This window comes from Desulfosporosinus sp. FKB (assembly GCF_002196705.1).
Taxonomy (GTDB): domain Bacteria; phylum Bacillota; class Desulfitobacteriia; order Desulfitobacteriales; family Desulfitobacteriaceae; genus Desulfosporosinus.
The window spans coordinates 154,067-173,236 of sequence record NZ_NADJ01000037.1 but is presented as its reverse complement, the minus strand read 5'-3'; the positions used below and the strand labels follow the sequence as shown (position 1 = coordinate 173,236).

At 37.3% G+C, this 19,170-nt stretch carries 20 protein-coding genes; 17 read left to right on the top strand and 3 right to left on the bottom strand.

What is annotated here, in order from left to right:
• Positions 1 to 160 precede the first annotated feature (160 nt).
• The 5 genes from B5Y67_RS15860 (at position 161) to B5Y67_RS15840 (ending at position 4,049) form a co-directional block, all read left to right on the top strand.
• Positions 161 to 583 (top strand): iron dependent repressor, metal binding and dimerization domain protein, encoded by a 423-nt coding sequence (locus B5Y67_RS15860; protein ID WP_088227400.1) that lies wholly within the window; start codon positions 161 to 163, stop codon positions 581 to 583.
• A 382-nt stretch (positions 584 to 965) separates the two neighbouring features.
• A complete protein-coding gene (locus B5Y67_RS15855) occupies positions 966 to 1,400 on the top strand; it encodes a transcriptional repressor (RefSeq protein WP_088227399.1) in 435 nt (144 codons plus the stop codon).
• 13 nt (positions 1,401 to 1,413) lie between these two features.
• Entirely contained in the window at positions 1,414 to 2,244 is an 831-nt protein-coding gene (locus B5Y67_RS15850; RefSeq protein WP_170932712.1) for a metal ABC transporter ATP-binding protein, read from the top strand.
• Positions 2,231 to 3,061 (top strand): metal ABC transporter permease, encoded by an 831-nt coding sequence (locus B5Y67_RS15845; RefSeq protein ID WP_088227397.1) that lies wholly within the window; start codon positions 2,231 to 2,233, stop codon positions 3,059 to 3,061. Before B5Y67_RS15850 ends, B5Y67_RS15845 begins: the two co-directional genes overlap by 14 nt.
• A gap of 52 nt (positions 3,062 to 3,113) precedes the next feature.
• Positions 3,114 to 4,049 (top strand): zinc ABC transporter substrate-binding protein, encoded by a 936-nt coding sequence (locus B5Y67_RS15840; RefSeq protein ID WP_242976011.1) that lies wholly within the window; start codon positions 3,114 to 3,116, stop codon positions 4,047 to 4,049.
• Between the two features lie 267 nt (positions 4,050 to 4,316).
• Here B5Y67_RS15840 and B5Y67_RS15835 read toward each other — a convergent pair whose 3' ends face one another.
• From B5Y67_RS15835 to B5Y67_RS15825, 3 genes are read right to left on the bottom strand one after another with little or no spacing between them, the layout of a single operon-like run.
• A complete protein-coding gene (locus tag B5Y67_RS15835; RefSeq protein WP_088227395.1) occupies positions 4,317 to 4,670 on the bottom strand; it encodes a hypothetical protein in 354 nt (117 codons plus the stop codon).
• A 37-nt stretch (positions 4,671 to 4,707) separates the two neighbouring features.
• A complete protein-coding gene (locus B5Y67_RS15830; protein ID WP_088227394.1) occupies positions 4,708 to 5,733 on the bottom strand; it encodes a TIGR03943 family protein in 1,026 nt (341 codons plus the stop codon).
• 41 nt (positions 5,734 to 5,774) lie between these two features.
• A complete protein-coding gene (locus B5Y67_RS15825; protein ID WP_242975994.1) occupies positions 5,775 to 6,770 on the bottom strand; it encodes a permease in 996 nt (331 codons plus the stop codon).
• A 183-nt stretch (positions 6,771 to 6,953) separates the two neighbouring features.
• On the opposite strand from B5Y67_RS15825, the gene B5Y67_RS15820 reads away from it, so the two are divergent.
• From B5Y67_RS15820 to B5Y67_RS15765, 12 genes are all read left to right on the top strand, one after another.
• Complete coding sequence (locus B5Y67_RS15820) at positions 6,954 to 7,997, top strand: M20/M25/M40 family metallo-hydrolase (RefSeq protein WP_088227393.1); 1,044 nt, start codon at positions 6,954 to 6,956, stop codon at positions 7,995 to 7,997.
• Between the two features lie 981 nt (positions 7,998 to 8,978).
• Entirely contained in the window at positions 8,979 to 9,182 is a 204-nt protein-coding gene (locus B5Y67_RS15815) for a hypothetical protein (protein ID WP_088227392.1), read from the top strand.
• A gap of 133 nt (positions 9,183 to 9,315) precedes the next feature.
• Positions 9,316 to 10,359 carry a nucleoid-associated protein gene (locus B5Y67_RS15810; RefSeq protein ID WP_088227391.1) on the top strand — a complete coding sequence of 348 codons (1,044 nt, stop codon included), beginning with the start codon at positions 9,316 to 9,318 and terminating at the stop codon, positions 10,357 to 10,359.
• Between the two features lie 17 nt (positions 10,360 to 10,376).
• Positions 10,377 to 11,327, top strand: coding sequence for a hypothetical protein (locus tag B5Y67_RS15805; protein WP_088227390.1), 951 nt, complete (start codon positions 10,377 to 10,379; stop codon positions 11,325 to 11,327).
• Positions 11,317 to 12,444, top strand: a complete 1,128-nt coding sequence (locus B5Y67_RS15800) for a hypothetical protein (protein ID WP_088227389.1) — start codon at positions 11,317 to 11,319, stop codon at positions 12,442 to 12,444. Before B5Y67_RS15805 ends, B5Y67_RS15800 begins: the two co-directional genes overlap by 11 nt.
• A 211-nt stretch (positions 12,445 to 12,655) precedes the next feature.
• Positions 12,656 to 14,197, top strand: a complete 1,542-nt coding sequence (locus B5Y67_RS15795; RefSeq protein WP_088227388.1) for an AAA family ATPase — start codon at positions 12,656 to 12,658, stop codon at positions 14,195 to 14,197.
• A 1-nt stretch (position 14,198) separates the two neighbouring features.
• Complete coding sequence (locus tag B5Y67_RS15790) at positions 14,199 to 15,041, top strand: hypothetical protein (RefSeq protein ID WP_088227387.1); 843 nt, start codon at positions 14,199 to 14,201, stop codon at positions 15,039 to 15,041.
• Positions 15,042 to 15,266: 225 nt separating this feature from the next.
• The gene (locus B5Y67_RS15785; RefSeq protein WP_088227386.1) at positions 15,267 to 15,470 is read left to right on the top strand and encodes a hypothetical protein; all 204 of its coding nucleotides are present in this window, start codon (positions 15,267 to 15,269) and stop codon (positions 15,468 to 15,470) included.
• Positions 15,467 to 16,402, top strand: a complete 936-nt coding sequence (locus B5Y67_RS15780; RefSeq protein ID WP_088227385.1) for a hypothetical protein — start codon at positions 15,467 to 15,469, stop codon at positions 16,400 to 16,402. The genes B5Y67_RS15785 and B5Y67_RS15780 overlap by 4 nt, the downstream gene beginning before the upstream one ends.
• 523 nt (positions 16,403 to 16,925) lie before the next feature.
• Positions 16,926 to 17,123: a hypothetical protein gene (locus B5Y67_RS15775; protein ID WP_088227384.1), complete on the top strand. Its 198-nt coding sequence runs from the start codon at positions 16,926 to 16,928 to the stop codon at positions 17,121 to 17,123.
• Positions 17,124 to 17,639: 516 nt separating this feature from the next.
• A complete protein-coding gene (locus tag B5Y67_RS15770) occupies positions 17,640 to 18,080 on the top strand; it encodes a hypothetical protein (RefSeq protein ID WP_088227383.1) in 441 nt (146 codons plus the stop codon).
• Between the two features lie 773 nt (positions 18,081 to 18,853).
• Positions 18,854 to 19,138: an isoprenylcysteine carboxylmethyltransferase family protein gene (locus tag B5Y67_RS15765; RefSeq protein WP_170932710.1), complete on the top strand. Its 285-nt coding sequence runs from the start codon at positions 18,854 to 18,856 to the stop codon at positions 19,136 to 19,138.
• The last annotated feature ends 32 nt before the right edge of the window (positions 19,139 to 19,170 follow it).

Sequence of the window (19,170 nt, the reverse complement as noted above, 5' to 3'; positions counted from 1 at the left end):
TTTTTTAACAAGATTTTTAAACGCGACAAATAATTTGTAAGAATTATGAAATTAGCGAATATAATAATGTAACTTGAATTGACATCAATCAAATATCACTTCACTTCCTTGGATAAAACACTTGTTTGATTTAAGGTGCGTTTTAGAAGAGGTGTGTCAATTGCTAACACCCAGCTTAGAAGATTATTTAGAGGAGATATACCGATTTTCATTAACCCTAGATATCGTTAGGGTAACAGACATCAGTAAAAGGCTTGATGTTGCTTTACCATCAGTAACAAAAGCTCTTTATAAATTGAGAAACGAGCGTTACATAGATTACGAACGATATGGAGAGATCAGACTCACCGATAAAGGTAAAGAGTTTGGGTCCTACTTAGTCGCTAGAAACCGATTGCTACAAGAGTTTCTGGATTTTATATGTAGCAAATGTGACTTTGCTGCTGAAGCGGAAGCCATGGAACACTACCTCTCGACGGCAACGATCGAAGCCATCAAGACTCTGGTGGAGTTTATGAAAAGCAATCCTTCTTGCCAACAAGCCTATCAAGAGTTTGTGGATTCGAAAGTAAAAAAACTGTAAGCTGTCTTTTCCAGAGCACTGCCTCCTTGCTAAAGTATTTGACTAGGTTAGCCGTAGCTAACTCAAGAAGTAATTTTGAAATAGAATACGTTAGAAGATCGAATCTGCCACTAATCTTCCCCTGACAATTTAATCCAATATCCGATAGCCAATAAAAGTTATAAATAGGTCAGAACGTAATTCTGATAAACTCAAAAATTGATTGAAGGTTTTAAGGATGGTAAAAAGAATATTGTAAAATTGGATTGTATTGAATCGGAAATCTATGAGCGTAGTGATTTAGAAGCGAATTAAGCTTATTTACAAAGGACAATAAAGAGACTATAATCTAAATCGTAATGATTACGATTTAGATTATAGTCTTTAAATTTAGGAGGCAAAAATGGCTGCGAACCAAGAGATACTTGATCATCTAAAAGAGTCAGGTTATCGTTTTACCGGCAAACGTAAAGCTGTCGTCGATCTCTTCATTGAATATCAAAACAGGTATCTAACTGCTAAAGAAGTTTATGAACATATGAAAAAATCTTATCCGTCGATAAGTTATGACACTATCTATCGGACATTAGCTCTTCTTCAGCAACTGCAGGTGATTGAAGAAATGGAATTTGGAGATAACGCGAGTAAATACCGACTAAGCTGTGGTCATGCTCATCATCATCATTTAGTATGTTTGGGGTGCGGATCTATTCAAGTTGTTCATGATTGTCCTATGCGTCTGATAAATATTAATGAGGATGATTTTATGGTCGTCGACCATCGTTTTGAAATTTCGGGATATTGCTCAAACTGCCGTCATATTGGCAGGGATAGTTAGGGGGGAAGGATATATGGGTGCCGGTATTAAAGTCGATCGGTTAAACGTTTGTCTTGGTGGAAATAGAGTTTTGAGAGACCTTTCTTTTACTGTGAACCCGGGAGAGTTCGTTGGGATCATCGGGCCGAACGGAGCGGGTAAAACAACGTTACTGAGAACTCTTCTCGGTATGGTTCCAGTTGAAAGTGGAAGCATTTCGATACAAGGAGATGGGAAAACTTCAGGTTCATCAATGATTATTGGATATGCTCCCCAATCTCGACAGCTTGATACAGAAACTCTCTTGCGAGCCTGGGACTTTGTGAGTTTCGGATTGCCCCACAAATTCCGTCCATGGCTCACTAAGCGGGATCGAAAGAATGTTCAAGAAGCCATGAGAGTAACGGATTCTGAGCGGTTTGCTCATAAACCCATTGCCAAGTTATCGGGTGGTGAACGACAACGCCTCTTTATCGCGCAAGCCTTGGTAAGAAACCCTCAAATCTTATTGTTGGATGAACCGACCTCTAATTTAGACCCTGGAGCTCAGGAAAACTTGGCTTCAGTGATCGCCCGTATCAACGCAGAGAAGAAGATAAGTGTTTTATTTATCAGCCATGACGTCAACCTTATCGCTCAATATGCTCACCGTATTCTCTACATAACTAAAGGACAGTATGCGATAGGGACTGTTAAACAAGTGTTGCAATCCAACGTATTAACTCGGTTATATGGGGCTCCGGTCGAGGTTATGCATGTTGGTTCTAAGCTCATTGTGTCAACCTCGTCCAACAAACCGGATTCTTCCATTTGCCTTCATCATGACAATGGCACTCAGGAGGTCTTGGCGAATGTTTCAGTATGACTTTATGCAGCATGCCTTTATCGCTGGAACGATTGTAGCCATTATGTGTGGTGCTATAGGAGTCTTTGTCATTGCCCGAGGATTACCCTTTATCGCGCATACGTTTTCTCACATTGGTTTTTCCGGAGCAGCCTTTGCCTTATACCTAGGCATTGATCCTTTAAACGGAATGTTGCTCTTTACATGTGCTTCAGCGTTAGCGATCGGACGATTGGGCATTAAAATGTTCCGAAAAGATGCAGTAATCAGTGTGGTTTTAAGTATATTTCTAGGGATTGGGCTTTTATTTTTATCACTTTCCAGCAAACAATCCAACGCTATCACTTCGTTGTTGTTTGGCACCGTTTTAGGAATAAGCCCTCTAGATGTTGAGAAACTAGCTATCTTATCCGCTTTTGTGTTATCAATGCTAATTCTGGGGTACAAAATGCTAACGTTTGACTCGTTTGATCCGGTGGGAGCCCAAGCAGCTGGTTTACCAATTCGTTTTATTTCTATCGGTTTTTTGTTGCTGTTATCTATTGCCACTGCTGAAGCTGTGCAGATCGTGGGAGCATTACTGGTATTTACCTTGATGACAACTCCAGCGGCGATCGCCCAGCGACTTACCCATTCTGTCTCAAGGATGATTTTCTTATCTTCATTGATTTCAGTTATTGGGGTTTGGGCAGGACTCGTTTTGGCATTCTATACAAATGCTCCAGTCAGTTTTTTTATTACAGCAGTCGAAGGAACACTCTATTTTGCCTCGTTAGGTTGGATTAATTATCGAGAACGAAGTATCAGAGAAAATACGGTCACACTTGATGCGACCTAAGAAGGGACTAAGTCAGGCGAATATTAAGTCGGAGGGAAAGATTTTGAAGCTAATGGTTATAAAAAAGAAGCTTAAGATTATCATCGCGGTCATGGTTATTGGTTTGTTAACAGGGTGCAGTACAACAACCCCAACAGACTCAAACAATTCAAAAACATCTCAAGAGAACAATAATGTTGCAAGTCAAACGATTAAAGTGGTCGCTGCTGAAAACTTTTATGGAGAGGTAGCTCAGGCTGTGGGGGGTGATCATGTCAATGTAACTTCGATTCTCACCAATCCCGGACAAGACCCGCATGATTATGAACCCACGGTGGATACTTCGAAAGCTGTGGCAGATGCTCAAGTTGTCATTTATACCGGCATTGGTTATGACGATTGGATGGATAGATTACTCAAGTCCGACTCTTCCAGCAAAACGAAAGACGTCGTGGTTGTAGGAAGTGACTTGATGGGGAAAATTGATGGAGATAATCCCCACGTATGGTACGATCTATCAACGATGCCTAAGTTGGCCCAAAAATTAGCTGATGATTATAGCAAACTTGATCCTGGAAATGCTCAAGAATACCAAAAGAGGGCAAAGGATTATCTTCAACAATTAGACCAATTAACCGTTAAAGTTGCTAAGATCAGGCAGGCTGCTCCTGTCAACATTGATGTATCTGAACCGGTCTTTGATTACCTTGGAGATTCTCTAAATCTAAAAGTTAATAATTCTAAGTTTGCCAAGGCGATCGAAGATGGGAACGATCCCAACGCATCAGATCTTGCCAATGTTCAAAATGATATTAAGACGAAAGCAATCAAATTATTAGTCTTCAATACTCAGACGGATAGCCCCACCGTAGAAAATATCGTCAAGTTAGCTGAGTCTAGCGGCATTCCTATCGTCAAAGTTACTGAAACGGAACCGACTGGTAAAAATTATATCCAATGGATGTCTGAGCAACTTGATCAAGTTGGAATTATTTTTGGCGTGAACTAACAGACATCTTCGTTAGAGGAGTTACCACAGAATCTTTATATTAGATACCTGAAAGAAAGAGTGGAAGCCGAGTTTCCAAGAAAAACCCGACTTCCACGATTCGTTTCTTCTACTTTATTATCTCCTGTTGAATTCGTTCTATTTCCCGTTCAGCTGAGGTTAGGTCATCCTTACTATTTTTTAACTGCGCCTGACTAAAATCTCCTGAGTTAATCAAACTATCTTTCATTTCAAAAATGGAGGCTGTAAGAAACGTAGCAGCTTGAGTCAAATCGTTAAACACGCATTATTGGACAAATTTTTTAAAGCATTAGCATTTACATAATCAGTGACCGATAACTGATATAATCTATCGAGATTCGAGATCATTTGATTCTTACTAGCTTGACTAGAATGCGTAATGACACCTTCATATTGTTTTGAAATGTCTTCAAGTGAGCCCTCTATCTGGTCGATATTCATAGTAGGTGTAGTAATCGATGGTACAGTATCTGAAAGGTCCTGCCATGCTGAATCTTGATGGAGTCTTATCAACTTTGCCGTAGCAATAATTATGATGATAAGAGTTAAGATCCCTATAGACATAAGTTTTCTTCGTTTCTTAGCAACTGATCTAACCATACTAGACCTCCAGTCTGTATTTTTATGATTTCTCAGTTCACTGAGGCGGTGTCAAATAAGGGTCTTTAGGAGTAGGGATCTCCTTCCAATGAGTAATAATGAAATAGGGAGCCGTATTTTCCGCCGATTGAAAATTTACGACGGGTTTTATCTGATTCGCCATATTTATTGCACGTTTCTTTAAAACGCCTTCCACTTCTATCCATGTGTTTGCTTTCAAATTAGGAGTATCTGGAGATTCTGCAATAAATCCGATGGGTTGAGCATCAATAATGCAGCAAGTAATAACATACCGCGTAAGGACAAATTGATTTTTAGCTAACCGAGGATCTTTATATACGAACCCAATTAGGCGATACGAATGATTGTATATTTGATCAGGGTTCTCACTAAGGGCTAATTGTGCAAGATCAGTTTCCTCAATTTTGGTCATTGCAGGCTGAATCGCTGGTGTTTTTAGAGTATTTTGATCGGTGGCTGAAGAAGTTGAAGATATTGAAAACGTTGAAATTGAGCTCCTTAAATTATTCATACCCTCAGGAATGGTGAGAGGGGAAGAATTCCCAAAGAGTTTATTCATGGGCAATTTTCCGGTAAGAAAATTACTAATTTCTGAACCAACGAGGTTCAACTCAGGCCATTTTGGCTTAGTACCGGATTTATTAAACTGTGAAAATTGTGTAACGTAATAAGGACGTGAACCAACAGTATTAATACTATTCACTAATGTTAATGAATCGAGGACCTGAGGCTTGACAGTAAATCCCAGTAAAAGAGGAACACAAAACATCGCAATCGTTATCATACTAAGTGTTGAATGAGAATGGTCATGGTCTGTATGGCAATGATGATGTTCACAACAATGATGTGCCCTATGCCGTGAAGGGATGAGCAAGGCTATCGTTAAAACAATCAAAAGCATGGCAGATAGTCTAGAAAGCCAACTTAATTTTGGACTCAGATACAAGCTTATATTTCCAGATTGAAAAAGATACCCTATCCAAACCGCAAACCCCAGTAGGATAATCCCTTTAATCACAGCGCCCTTCTTAAGTAATTTCATGAATTACCTCCTTGGTAGAACTCTTAAGCTCCAAAGATTGTTTAGAGATGCAGCCTAAGTCCGACATCGATTCCCCAGCCCCATAAAAAGGTTAGAATTATGGACATTATGGCTATGAAAAGGAATAGAGATTGACGAAAATTCTTGCTAAACAAAATCATATTTCGCAAGTCGAGAATTTGTCCTATGACAAGAAAAGAGAGGACAGATCCCAGAGGAAATTGATTGGCTAAGACTCTAGCCACAAAAGCATCTGCTTCCGAACATAAGGACATCAATATTCCCAAAACCATCAAAGCTGCCACAGATAGACTAGGATTATTCACAAATTGAAAGAGTATACTTTTGGAAACCCATACCTGAATGGCTGAGGCCAAAAAGGCGCTCACGATGAGGAAACGTCCGATATCAAAAAACTCATCAACAGCATGCAGCAATATTTCGTGGATGGATTGTCTCCCAGAATGGTGATCATTATGGTGAAGTTGGTTTATAGAAACCCCAAGGTCTTTGGGATTAAAGAAGTATCCAATTAAAAGGGCGATTGTCCCTCCGACGACAAACGTTCCCAAAAGACGTAATACTACGAGGTGCCAATTCCACTGAAAGGCCAACGCCGTAGCCAAGATGACCGTCGGGTTTATAACGGGAGCTGTAAGTAAATAGGCAAAAGCCGTTTGCATTGAAACTCCTTTGCGCAGCAAGCTACGAGCAACCGGCATTACCCCACAGTCACAGACTGGAAAGATTAAACCAAGCAATGCACCAAGGATAACTCCGGCAATACTATTGCTTGGGCTGAACCTCGCAATCCATTCTTCTCGTATAAGAACCCTGATAATCGACGATGCTAGAACCCCGATTAATATAAAGGGAAGGGCTTGTAAAATAATACTTAATGCTAATGTAACAACATTTTTCACTTGTTCTGATATAATAGCATTCTGAAGTGATCTGAATCCCAGTGCTATGAATAATGTGCTACCGTAAATCATTAGATAAACTTTTTTAGAAGACATTGATTTCGCATATTCCATTAAACTTAAGGACTCCTTTTGTTTGTAGTCATTTTATTAGTATTGAATTCATAGGAAGCTTATTCCAACTTTTGTTAAAGAAACAAAATAGTTTAGGGACAGAGTTCCTCAAGTATTTATAAAATAACGATTATATCAAGGACTGATTCAAGCTTCTAACAGTGGATTAGGAGGAGGTTTGAAATGCCGACTAGAAGAGGATTCTTAAAATGTTTGTCCGCTGTGGGAGCTACGTTACTACCTTGGTACGGTTGGTCAGAAATATTCAAAATAAAGATTCCTCAATGTGCACAAGCGTCTATACCGACCAGTAGTACTATAAGGCAGGGCGTTAACTTTGTTCTGCAAACTGACAATAAATACCTAAACAGAACCGCTACGGACGATATATTAGCCCTTACGTCGTCTGAGTTACAAGGACGCCGGGCTGGAACTGTTGGCGAAGAAAAGGCTGCAGCTTATCTTATGGATCAAATGAAGGGTCTAGGACTGGAACCACTGGGAGATTTGGTGGATAAGAACAATCATGATTATTCAAATGCTTTCACTGTTTATCCGGTTGTTGAGGAATTCTATCATGGTCGCTTGACATTTAGACCCGGAAATCCCGATGATTTAAGGACACCGAGTGCCAATATTATTGGTGGTCTCATAGGAACGAACCCTACCGAATCAGTAATTTTGTCAGCCCATTATGATCATCTTGGGATTTTTCAAGGCAATCTATATCCAGGTGCTAATGATAATGCCTCAGGGGTCGGCTGTATTCTTGATGTCATGCGTCGATTGCTTAAAGAAGGAATTAAACCGAAATGTAATGTGGTATTAGCTTTCTGGAGTGCGGAAGAAATGGGTTTCGTGGGCTCCTATTCATTTATAGAGAAACCAACATTTGCAGGAATTCAAGCTGTATTAAATGTAGATACCGTAGGAAACGGACCTCTTGGAGAATTTGCATTGTGGGCAAATAGTGATAATAAGGCAGTTCAAGCTATACAATCAGCCGCTAAGGAAAATAAAGTAAGCGCTTCGTTAGCTCCAAATAATGGTTACAATAGTGATCAAGTATATTTTAATATGGACAATATCCCAGCCGTAACATTAATGGCTCGAAATTGGCTTAATAAAAATCATACGCCGGATGATGTTCCCGACTTTGTGAATCCTCAGAAAGTTTCTCTTGCGAGTGATATCCTTTATAGTGCTGTACAAAAGTTAGTATTCTAAATCTCCTACACAAAGGATTTGTGCATACTTCATATTTGCACCCCCCTCGAATAATGCACCCCCTAAAACAAAAAATGCACCCCCTTTTGCAGGTGATTCGTTAATTTGTATCAATTATTGAGTTATTAGACAAATAAGTACTCAATAATTGATACAATTAATAAACATAAAAAGTCCAGCATTGCTGGGCTTTTCAGCGTTTTAGAGTAAGTTTAGCATCGTTTTAGGCGGTGCTTTTTTACTTTTTGCACCCGAATCTTTAAAAGATGCACCCCCCTTTTCGTTTAAAAGTAAGGAATCGTTTAAAATGTGCACAACATTAATTTAAATGTACCCCAAAGAGTGTGAAAAGCCTTAACAAAGACCTTATACAACCCCAGCTCTGATTAAATTAACTCTAAAAGTTGCCGACGGTTGCCGATGTCGGCAACCGCAGAAAACTTGACACCCCAAGGCCTGAGGGCCTAAGTTGCCGTAGTTGGCGAATATAATACTAAAAGTATTAATAATAGATATACATGGTAGGTAGAGCATCATGGAGGGTAGAATCACCATATATTCAAAAGTTTAAAAACTATCGGCAACAGAGATGTGGAGTAGTGTAAGAGGGTTCGGTAAGATTGGGGTTGATGGCAAAGATGTAATTCCAAGTAAGAGTAAAGAATTAATATGTACCCGTAAACGCAGCACGTCGAGCCTGTGGTTGTATGCAGAAAACAGATACTCTAAACCCGCCTGTGGTGCCGGTTGTAGATTTCAGAATCGAATTAAAAGCAGGCGCAATGTTTTCTAGCTACGTACACGGGAACATGTTCAGGGGAAAACAGGCCTTAAAACGCATAATAATGTGTCACAATGTCAAGATGGCCTTGAGACTGTGACATAAAGACAAGCCTTTTGCTACATGATACATTAACAGTTCTGTCCTGTCCCATATATTCTTTTTTTGGCCTCTGCCTACGTGGTGGGGGCCTTTTTTATGTGCGAATTTTGCTGGAACGCCGTGTGACGGGAAACTGTCATGCACGGTTGAACGGAGGAAAAGGCAGAGATAATATCAAAGCCGTTCCTATCGTTATATCGTTGAGAAATTCCTATTTTGTCGATAATCTATGTTATGTTGGGACGGCCTTCACGAAAAGTACTTGGGAACAAGCAATATGGTCAGATCGTTTATTTTTTTAGACGTCTGGCCTTTTTGTATTATATTGGATTATTTTATCGATCTTAGGAGGAAATCAAGGAAAGATGTGGAAAGTTTAGAGGTGGATAATCTGGTAGTAGGAGTATATTTATCATATTGAGGTGTGGTGAATTAATGTTTGATTTTTCAGGGGTAAAAATCGACAAACTTATGTTACACGGCGTTGGAAATAAATTTAAGGAAGAGGAAATTATAATTTCTCAGGATTGTGTGAATATTTCAGACGGTCCTATATATGGACTATTAGGAAAGTATTTTTTTCAGCAATTTAAAGAAAATGAAATCTATAGTTTTAGTCATGAAACAGATCTTTGTTACAACGAGGTCTATCAGTTTACAAAGTTAGCTTTTGCTGATATAAGTAACTTCGCAAATAGCTCGCAAGCAATTGCTAGGCATTTATACGAAGTTTCAACGCATCCAAATATAAAAAGGGGGGAACTATGGGTTGTATATATTAAAGACGCAATATTTGATGAGAATGTATATGATGCGATAGGAATTTTTAAATCTGAAAATAAGGATGCTTTTATAAGGATAAATAGCAATGGAAATCTTTACACTCTTGATTGGCTACAGGGTATAAATATAGATAAATTAGATAAAGGCTGTATTATTTTTAATAATCAAATGGAAAAAGGATTTCAAGTGTTAAATATTGATACGAATAGAAGTGTTGATACCAAATATTGGACTGAGTCATTCCTAGGAATTCAGAAATGTAGCACTGATTATCTTAAAACTAAAACATTGGTTGAAGCATGTAAAGAATTTGTCAAAAAGGATTATATTGCAGAACAATCTGAAAAAGTCGTAATGCTTAACAATGTAATTAATTACATTAATACAGTTCCTCAAATAAAATTAGATGATTTTTCAGTTAGTGTTGCTGAAGGAGCTGAATATGCTGAGGCTCTAATGCAGCATATAGCAGATTATGCCGAAATGAATGAATGTTTAAATATTGAAAGCTTTTCCATAGATAAAGCTGTTATTAAAAAAGTTAAGAGAAATATAAAAAGTTACATTAAATTAGATACCGAAATCGAGATTAAAATAAAGGGTACATCAAATAAAAGTAAACAATACCTAGAAAAAGGCTATGATGATAAAAAACAAATGTATTATTACAAGGTTTATTTTAATAAAGAAGAATAAACAGTGAGGTGTTAATTGTGTCAGGTGAAAAATCAAAATCTTCAGGTGAATACGGTGAAAAAATTACGAAAGGATTTTTGAAATTAATAGGTTGGGATAATGCTTTTTCAGGAAAAGATATTCCCTGCATACATAAAGATATTCATAAAAGTGCAGAAGGTACTCCGCGCCATAAGCATGGGGTAGATTTTATTGTTAAGTATGAATGCCCATTGGTTAGTAGGCTTCAGAGGGATGTATTGATATCTGTAAAGCATCGGGAGGGTTATCCCAAGACGTCAAATGGGATAATATCCGAGTTTAAATCTTACCTGAAGGATATTGCTGAGGCGACTGAATGTTATCCCTCTCATGAATTATTTAAAGAGAGGGTTGGCACGTCTAAAAAGAAAGATTTTTCTAATGTAATCATGTGGTTTGATAGTATTAATGGGGAAGAAAACAAAGGAATTATTAGTGAAATACAGGGCTTTAGAAATAGTGATGATGTAAATTACAAAACAGTATATTTGGTAGACAATAAAAAAGCAAATTTTTTATATAGCAGTATCAAATACGTAGAAAGTCGAGATATAAATTTCTACTTCTTCTACCCTGATACTGGATATAACATGGATACGACTGAAAGAACCCATCAAGGACATATCCTTCCGGTACAATACATAAATTCCCCAATACAGCTTTTTAAACTTATTGAGAACAGTGGTGATAGTTTAATAATTACTACAGAAGATTCTTATACACTAGAGTACCTGGAAAGATTATTACAATTAGCAAGGCTTATTACTGAAAGCTGGGCGGCTAAAATAATTATCGCTTTTCCGGATTACAATGATTACGCTTATGGGGAAGATGTTAAAAAGAGTTTAGCCAGGATTAAAGATTCAAATTTCTCTCAGAGAGTCTTTATTGACAAATATGGGTCCTTTGATTTTAGAAATATGGGAGGAACTCAAAATGAAGTCTGAGATCGATGTTGTACCTTTACCGAAAGTTAGCGTTGCCTCTATGTTACCTTATGGATCGATGTTAATGCCGTTACTCAATGATTCTTGCTTAACTGATTCAGATATAAACAATGTACTTAAATCAAGAGGTGTATTCGTTGGAGACTCAAACAAGAAAAATACTATACCATTAATAGTCACGATGATTTTAAGTCCAAAAGAATTTGCAACACTCCAAGAAAGACAAGGAAACAAAGAAGATAACCCAAAACACCGGAATAGCATAATTAAAAGTAAAAGCGATACCTCATTAACCTCAGTAATTAGTGGGTTTGAAGTTAACGTTGATAAGATCGAGCAAAATGAAAATATACAAATAATAACCCCGATGATGTTTGGGTTTATCTCTTCCAATGAATTAGAGTTGGAATATAGCATCATCAGAGAAGATTTAACACGAGATTGGGTAAGACCCCAAAGCACTCACTCTGCAAAAATTAATATTAGAAAGGACCTATCGAGTAAGGAGATAAGAGTTAGCAATGAATATACATCAAAGGAAACTGACGAAATTAATAAAATATTGATAAAAGACCTTGTCTCATTCTTAAAAGAGAAAGACGAGGTTGAAGATAGAATAGAAACTGTTCACGCTAAAAATTTTACTAATCGTGAGCGCTTTAACTTCATGTTAAGTTTAGCTCAAGACACCGAAGATAAAATGCTAGAGTTTCTGGAAATAAAGGATGTTGAAATTGGCCCGGACCCGGATAATCCACCCAAGAATCCAAAAAGTTTTTTTCAAGAGAATGTTAAAAAAGTAATAATTAATGGGAACAAACTAGAAAGGAATATCTTACTTACTGATGATGGTGAGAAAGATAACTTATTATTTAGAAGTATCGAAGCGGTTTATAGTTTTAATTGTAACGGAGTAAAAGGACGATGTATTTTGCAATATGGTTTTATGCACTTCTTTAGAAATCAAAATACATCAGAAGAATTTCAAGTTGCTTTGCTCTTTCTAAATACTAAGCCTGGGTTAAACAAGAAAAATCTTAATAGATTTGTTTTGAATAAGTTCGAAGAATTAAAGAGAAAACAATTTGATGCTTTCAAGAAAGAGGCTAACGGTTAAAGTCAATCCTAATTTACGCGTTATGCATGTTATGTGGTTTAAATTCTTATTACTTTTATCATTCGTTCATTAGTCTTGGTATAACTGCATAAACCATACCTTAAAACTCATTTCACCCCCACCTCTGAGTTAGTTATTAAGAAATTACCTGTTTGAATTGTCGTGTATATTTAGAAAAATTTTATAAAAAGAGATTTCCCGGAGGCTCACAATGCTTTTTAAAGTGAAGCAGGTAAATTATGAAGTTATGAAATCACCCCATTTCCAAGCGTATCTAATAGAAGATAAGTGGGATGATTGGTTTGAATTTTCAACTCTCTACTCATTAGTCTTTGTGGATCGTGATGGAGAAATACACTACTTAGGCGGAGTAAAGATCGGTCAGTTTAATATGTCAAAAGGTCAACGTAGACCTTTATTGCCAGAAGAATTTGATGGTCTTGACCAAAATTTCTTCTCATTAGGTCAGGATGCCAGCTATTACGAAGAACTAAATGACCTGGGGGACGAAATTCGAGATAGATTACTAACTGCATTAAATGATATTTCGATAGACGATGAGTTGTTACAAAGGGCGATTGGTGAAAGAGTTACTAAAATCTCGCTTTTAAGATATGTTTCAACTACCACTGTAAGCGGTCAGTTCAGAAGACTGGCTTTAGGTGGTGTTAAGCTCTCTCGTTACCAATTTACATATAAAGCGCCCAAAAGTAGAGGAAGTAATGCTCGTCCAATAGAGCTTTCTTTTAACGTTGAACCTGAGTCAAATCCCCCTACAAATATACATGTATTAATTGGACGGAACGGAGTGGGGAAAACTTTCTTAATTAATAATATGATAAAGTCACTACTAGACATTGAAGCTTTACCATCTAAGGTGGGATTATTTACATCTGAATTAATAAAAGGTAATAAACAGATATTTGCTAACTTGGTTTCAGTTACGTTTAGTGCTTTCGACGAATCTGAGCCTCTTCCTGAACGTAAGGATAAGACATTAGGAATTCAATATTCATATATCGGCCTAAAACGTATCAAAAATAGCAATGATAAAAGCCTTTCCCCTAAAAGCCCAGAGATGCTGAAAAATGAATTTGTAAAGAGTGTCAAGAGTTGTCGGAGTGGGGCAAAGGGGTTGCGCTGGAGAAAAGCTTTAGAAATGCTTGAAGCGGATCCTATATTCAAAGAAGCAGAAGTCACATCTATTGCCAAATATGAAGATGAAACCGAGTTTATGACGAGAGCTTCAAAATTGTTTAAGAGTTTAAGCTCTGGGCATAAAATTGTTTTACTAACAATTACTAGATTGGTTGAAACTGTTGAGGAACGTACTTTAGTGTTACTCGATGAACCAGAAGCTCATCTTCATCCTCCGCTTTTATCTGCCTTTACTCGTGCACTTTCTGATTTATTAATTAATCGAAATGGCGTTGCAATTATTGCTACACATTCGCCTGTAATTCTACAAGAAGTACCCAAGAGTTGTGTGTGGAAGTTGCGTCGAACTGGTTTAGAGGTATCGGCTGAGAGACTTGAAATAGAATCATTTGGAGAAAATATTGGCGCTTTAACGAGAGAAGTTTTTGGACTTGAAGTAACACATTCTGGTTTCCACAAACTCTTAATTGAAGCCGTCGAAATAAATAATGACTTTGACGCTGTTGAAGATTTCTTTAACGAAGAAATTGGGATGGAAGCACGAGCTATTATTCGAGCTCTTTTATCATTGAAATATTTAAAGGAAGGCCAATAAAATGCGCAAGTTAGATAAACCTAGAGAAAAGCCTGAGGAGGTTTTTCGAACCTGTATAAGTAACATTCGGGATAACGATCTGAAAGCACGACTTACTGCGTGTGAGGGCGACATTATTGCTGCATCGAAGGTATTTGAGAAAAAAGTATCAAATACAATGCTTCACACAATAGAATCAAGAGATAATGTTGCAGGAATCGTCACGGCCAAAGAGATGATTAAAGTATATACAAATAAGATGGCTAAGAAAGGTGCACCAGGGCGATCATTTTATGATAGGCTCTTAGCTTCTCCTGCACATGGGATTTGCCCACTTTGTGGACAGAGAATCGTTTCGACTATTGACCATCACCTCCCAAAAGCTTATTATCCAGCATTTGCTGTAGTTCCAATAAATTTGGTTCCATCCTGTAAAGATTGTAATACACATAAGATTGATTGTTGCCCTAAGTCTAGCGAAGAAGAGACAATCCATCCTTATTTTGATGACATAACAAATGATCTTTGGTTGAGTGCAGAGGTAATTAAAAGTAATCCTCCTGTACTGCGGTTTTTTGTCGATGCGCCGGACCATTGGGAGCAACTATTAAAAAAACGTGTTAGATATCATTTTGAAATTCTTAATCTTGGCACACTTTACAGTTCGCATGCGGCGGAAGAACTTGTCAATATTCGCTTTTCACTAATTTATCTTTTTCAGGTTAATGGTCCGGAAGCAGTTCATCAACATCTTCTCGAGGCGGCCAGGAGTCGTGCGGTAGTGCACTTAAACTCCTGGCAAACAGCTATGTATAGAGCTTTAGCTAATTGCTCCTGGTACTATACTCAAGGGGTCAATATGTAAGTTTGGTTAGTTGTACCTTTAGTCGCTCGCACCACTCGCTAACGAAATTTGTCACAAAGGTATCATTTTCAATGTCATGTAAAAGAAGGCCCCTCGAACTCAGCATGTAGGGGAATATTCCCCTGATTGACTCGATCTGTGGTTGATTGTTAACGAGGAGCTTTGGTAATCAACAATGACGGGTTAATACTATTCAAAATCATTTCAAAGAAGGAGAGGGTATCAATGAAATGGATGTTGGACAATAAAGAATGGCTTTTCTCGGGGATTGGCGTTGTTATATGTGGCTATATTTTAAAATATTTTATTAAAAATAAGCAAGAGAAAACATTTAGTCAAAAGAGTGGTCATCATTCAAATAATTATCAATGTAGTGAATCAATTAATATTAATTCTAGTATTAATAATGATAGAGGTATACATAAATGAATCGTAGAAAAATGATTAAAGCAAATCAAATTAGTGGAAATAATTCAAATAACTTTCAAGCCGAAAGCCTGATCATTAATAATATTTTCAAAACTAATGAACTTGAGGACTTGAAACAGGATAAACCAAAATATAAAAATGGATCTATTGAAGCACTGATTGATAAGTTTTTTATTGTATTCGAACAACATGGAATAGAGGTATCTCAAATTCCATTTTTTATTGACGAAAAATGGGGGGTCACTTTTTCTGATTTATTACATAACGAAAATCTAATTAAGAAAATAAATGATGGCTTACTCAATTGGATTTGTAATAAATTTGGGATTAAAAGAAGTTGGTTTGATAGTGATGATGCAATTTATAATCGTGTTCATTGTTATAAAGAGGTTAATAAATTCGTTGAATTATTAAGTGATATAATTGATGAAGTAGGAATTTATAATCAATACAACTCTAAAATTCATGTATACGCACTTAAGGATTTCAAAGATTTTAAAGCCGATAAAACAACGTATAATGGGCGGGTTCTATTTATAATCGAAGTTCAAATAGGGGAGACTAGTACCGGTCCAATTCATAAATATATTCCTATCGGAAACGACTTTCGTTGGGATTATTTCAAATCCAGATGGGATATTAAAAGAATGATAGCTATTTGCGATGCTTTTGGTATATATATGCATGGATATGATCTGCCTAAAGAGACCCTCGAAAGATTAGGATATGATTTATTTCCTTTCAGCTTATTAAAAAAGTTACACCAATATACGTGGTATCCTGATGATTGTATTAGTAATGGTAGTCATATGGATGATTTAGAAAAAGAAGATCTTAAGAATGTCTTTTATGATTTGCAAAAATACCGAACTAAAATTTATGATTTGTTACAAAAGAAAAAGGATGATTTTCGGAAAAAACACGGAATATGAAATTAAACTTTTGTTTAACCGTTATCCAGGTAAGGAAGGTCTATTTCTGAGACGCCGAACATGAGGAGCGATAGTGTCAATTGTAGACTTGGCTTGTGAGTGAAATGGGAGGAGTTTTAAATCTGTGAGAATATTAATAGGACAAAGTCAGCAAACAGGCATGGCGATTGAATATTTAAAGAGTTACGGAAATATAAGGTACAAGAATATACCCCCAACCATCAACCACATGGGAAGAAGTGAAATAAAATAGATGGCGTGAGTTTGTTGAAATGTTGAAACGGGGGTACCGTTCTTCAGGATGAGTTCTGAGTATATAATTAACGCAACTATGTATATGGAGCTTCTCACATATATATTGAACAATTTTTTAGAATGAGCTTCTCTATAAATATCACTACGACGATTGTAAACTCCAAAAATACCTCTAAGAAATCCTTGTATCTTTTTTGAAATGCTTAGGAAAATCAACCCGCAAAATGACACAACAGAAGCTGCGCCCAAGAGTTGGATAATTAGGGTAATGACACTTGAAATCCAAGTTGGAATGGTACCTGTGGGAATAAAGCTTAAAAGCAAGTTAAAGGTTGACGGGAAAAACTTATATAATAACCAAATTGGAAATGCTAATAAGATTGCTATTTCCAATAATCTAAAAGGTTTAATAGTTTTGAAGATTAATTCTAAAAAAGAAGAAGGTTCCATTTTCTTACTTCCTTAGTTATAACTTTATCCTTAATATATTCATTTTAGAATATATACAGACCATTTATCTAGTGTCGTTTGTTACTTGAGTTTTCTCTCGTATCTATCTCTCAGTAGCGCCCCGCTAAGCTCAAGAAGAAATAGTCGCTAGATAAAGCCTAGCCAGGACTCGAGTGGCGGAAGAGCCGGAAGTGCCGCCGGAGCGCTGAATAATCCTGCGGGATGTCCTAACATCCGGATTACCAAAGGCGCTCACCGCACCGGAAAGCTGGAGGGATGCGTGGGATGGAGTTTACAAAAGAAGGACAGTTTTGAAGGCTAGGTGGATTGGAATATTTCGAACTAAGAATTAAGCTCAGGTTAGGCTAACACCTATCGGAAATGGGAGATCACAATGAAATGTTTCGAAAATTTCACTGGCTCGCTCCGGGTAATATTCTCCGGAAATCTTCTACTTTTGTTTTGTAGCTTGTTTTATCTTATATGGTGGGCTGTTTCCTTTCGACCACATTCATTCGGTGGGTTGATAGGCGTGTTGTGTCTTTTAGTCGCCTTGATCGCAGGAGTTATCGCGATTATTCTGATGACTGCTGGCATTGTTTCACTATCATTTATTTCAAAAGGTCTACCAGTGAGGTTTATTCTGATTGGCGGCGCAGTTTTGTATGTCTTACTGTTTTTTGTTACGACCATTGTATTTCACCGTATTGTGACATTGGAACTGATGGTAATAGATATTTGGGCGATATTAGAATTGTCAGCAGTCGCTGTGCTGTTCGGTACAGGTCGCTTTGGAGCTGGACGGGCGGCGGTACTGGTAGCTCTTGTGGGAATTGCCACCGTTGTCGGTTTGATTTGTTATGTTCTTTATTACCGCTTGGACGGGATGTCAAGTTACTGGGACGGCATGGTTCCGCTAATAATCGATTTGTTTGTTATGGCTGTTTTCTCGGGAGTATTGGCGAGTTCGTAATAAGCCTCGATGTGCGAAGATTTAATTCCTATTCATACTAAAAATCCCCACCTGCGAGGGCAGGGTCAAAAACCAAATAATCTAAACGGCTTTGCGGGAAATGTAAAAATCCAGGGAGTATTGCTCTGGATTTTTACATATAGGAAAAACGGGAGACGTTGATATAATTTGTCCCTGCACAGTGGTATAATTAGGAATTAAATAGTGGAGAACAGTCTTAGTGTAACGGTAAACCGACCCGGGTACCAATTCAGTCAGTTGGTGGACAACTCAATGCCAATATTCCGGGAAGAATGTCGGAAGTGAATCGCTTACGCCATCCAACGCCCTGCTAAGCTCAAGAAGAAATAGCCGCCACAAATAAAGGCTATACTGGTGTTAGGTGGGGAGCTTACTAAAGAAGTTATCTTTAGAAGGTTGGCCGGTGATGAAGGGATAATGGTTGACACGATGTTGCTAGAATACATACGGCTTTACAAAGGAGAAAATAGAATTTATGTTTAGAGTTGTATTTGCTAATATATTACTATTTTGGTTTTTATTAACTGAATTTCTATTGCGAAAAAAGGGAGAGTCTAAAAGTCTCAAAACCCAAAAATCAGATAAGGGAAGTACTGGTATTATAGGGATTGCATATTCAATTTCGATAATAATGCTTATTATCGTAAGTTTTACTGAATGCGGATTTTTTTACTCTCAAATAACGGGGTATGCAGGGTTACTGTTGATGTTAATAGGGCTTATATTGAGGATATGGTCAATGATTATTCTTGGTGATTACTACTCAAGAACCTTACACTGTAAACAATCAGAAAATTATTTTAAATGGTCCCTATCATATTATCAGGCATCCTGGTTATTTAAGTAGCATATGTATTTGGATTGGAACGGCCTTGGCCTTAAATAACTGGGTACTTACGGTTACTTTTACACCTTTATTTTTTACTATTTATATCTATAGAATATTTGCTGAAGAAACGATGTTAATCAAAGAGTTTGGCCAAGACTATAAAGGCTATATGAAAAAAACTTGGCGTCTAATTCCTTTTGTCTTTTAGTATAAGCTATGCAATAGTTACGCAGACAACAG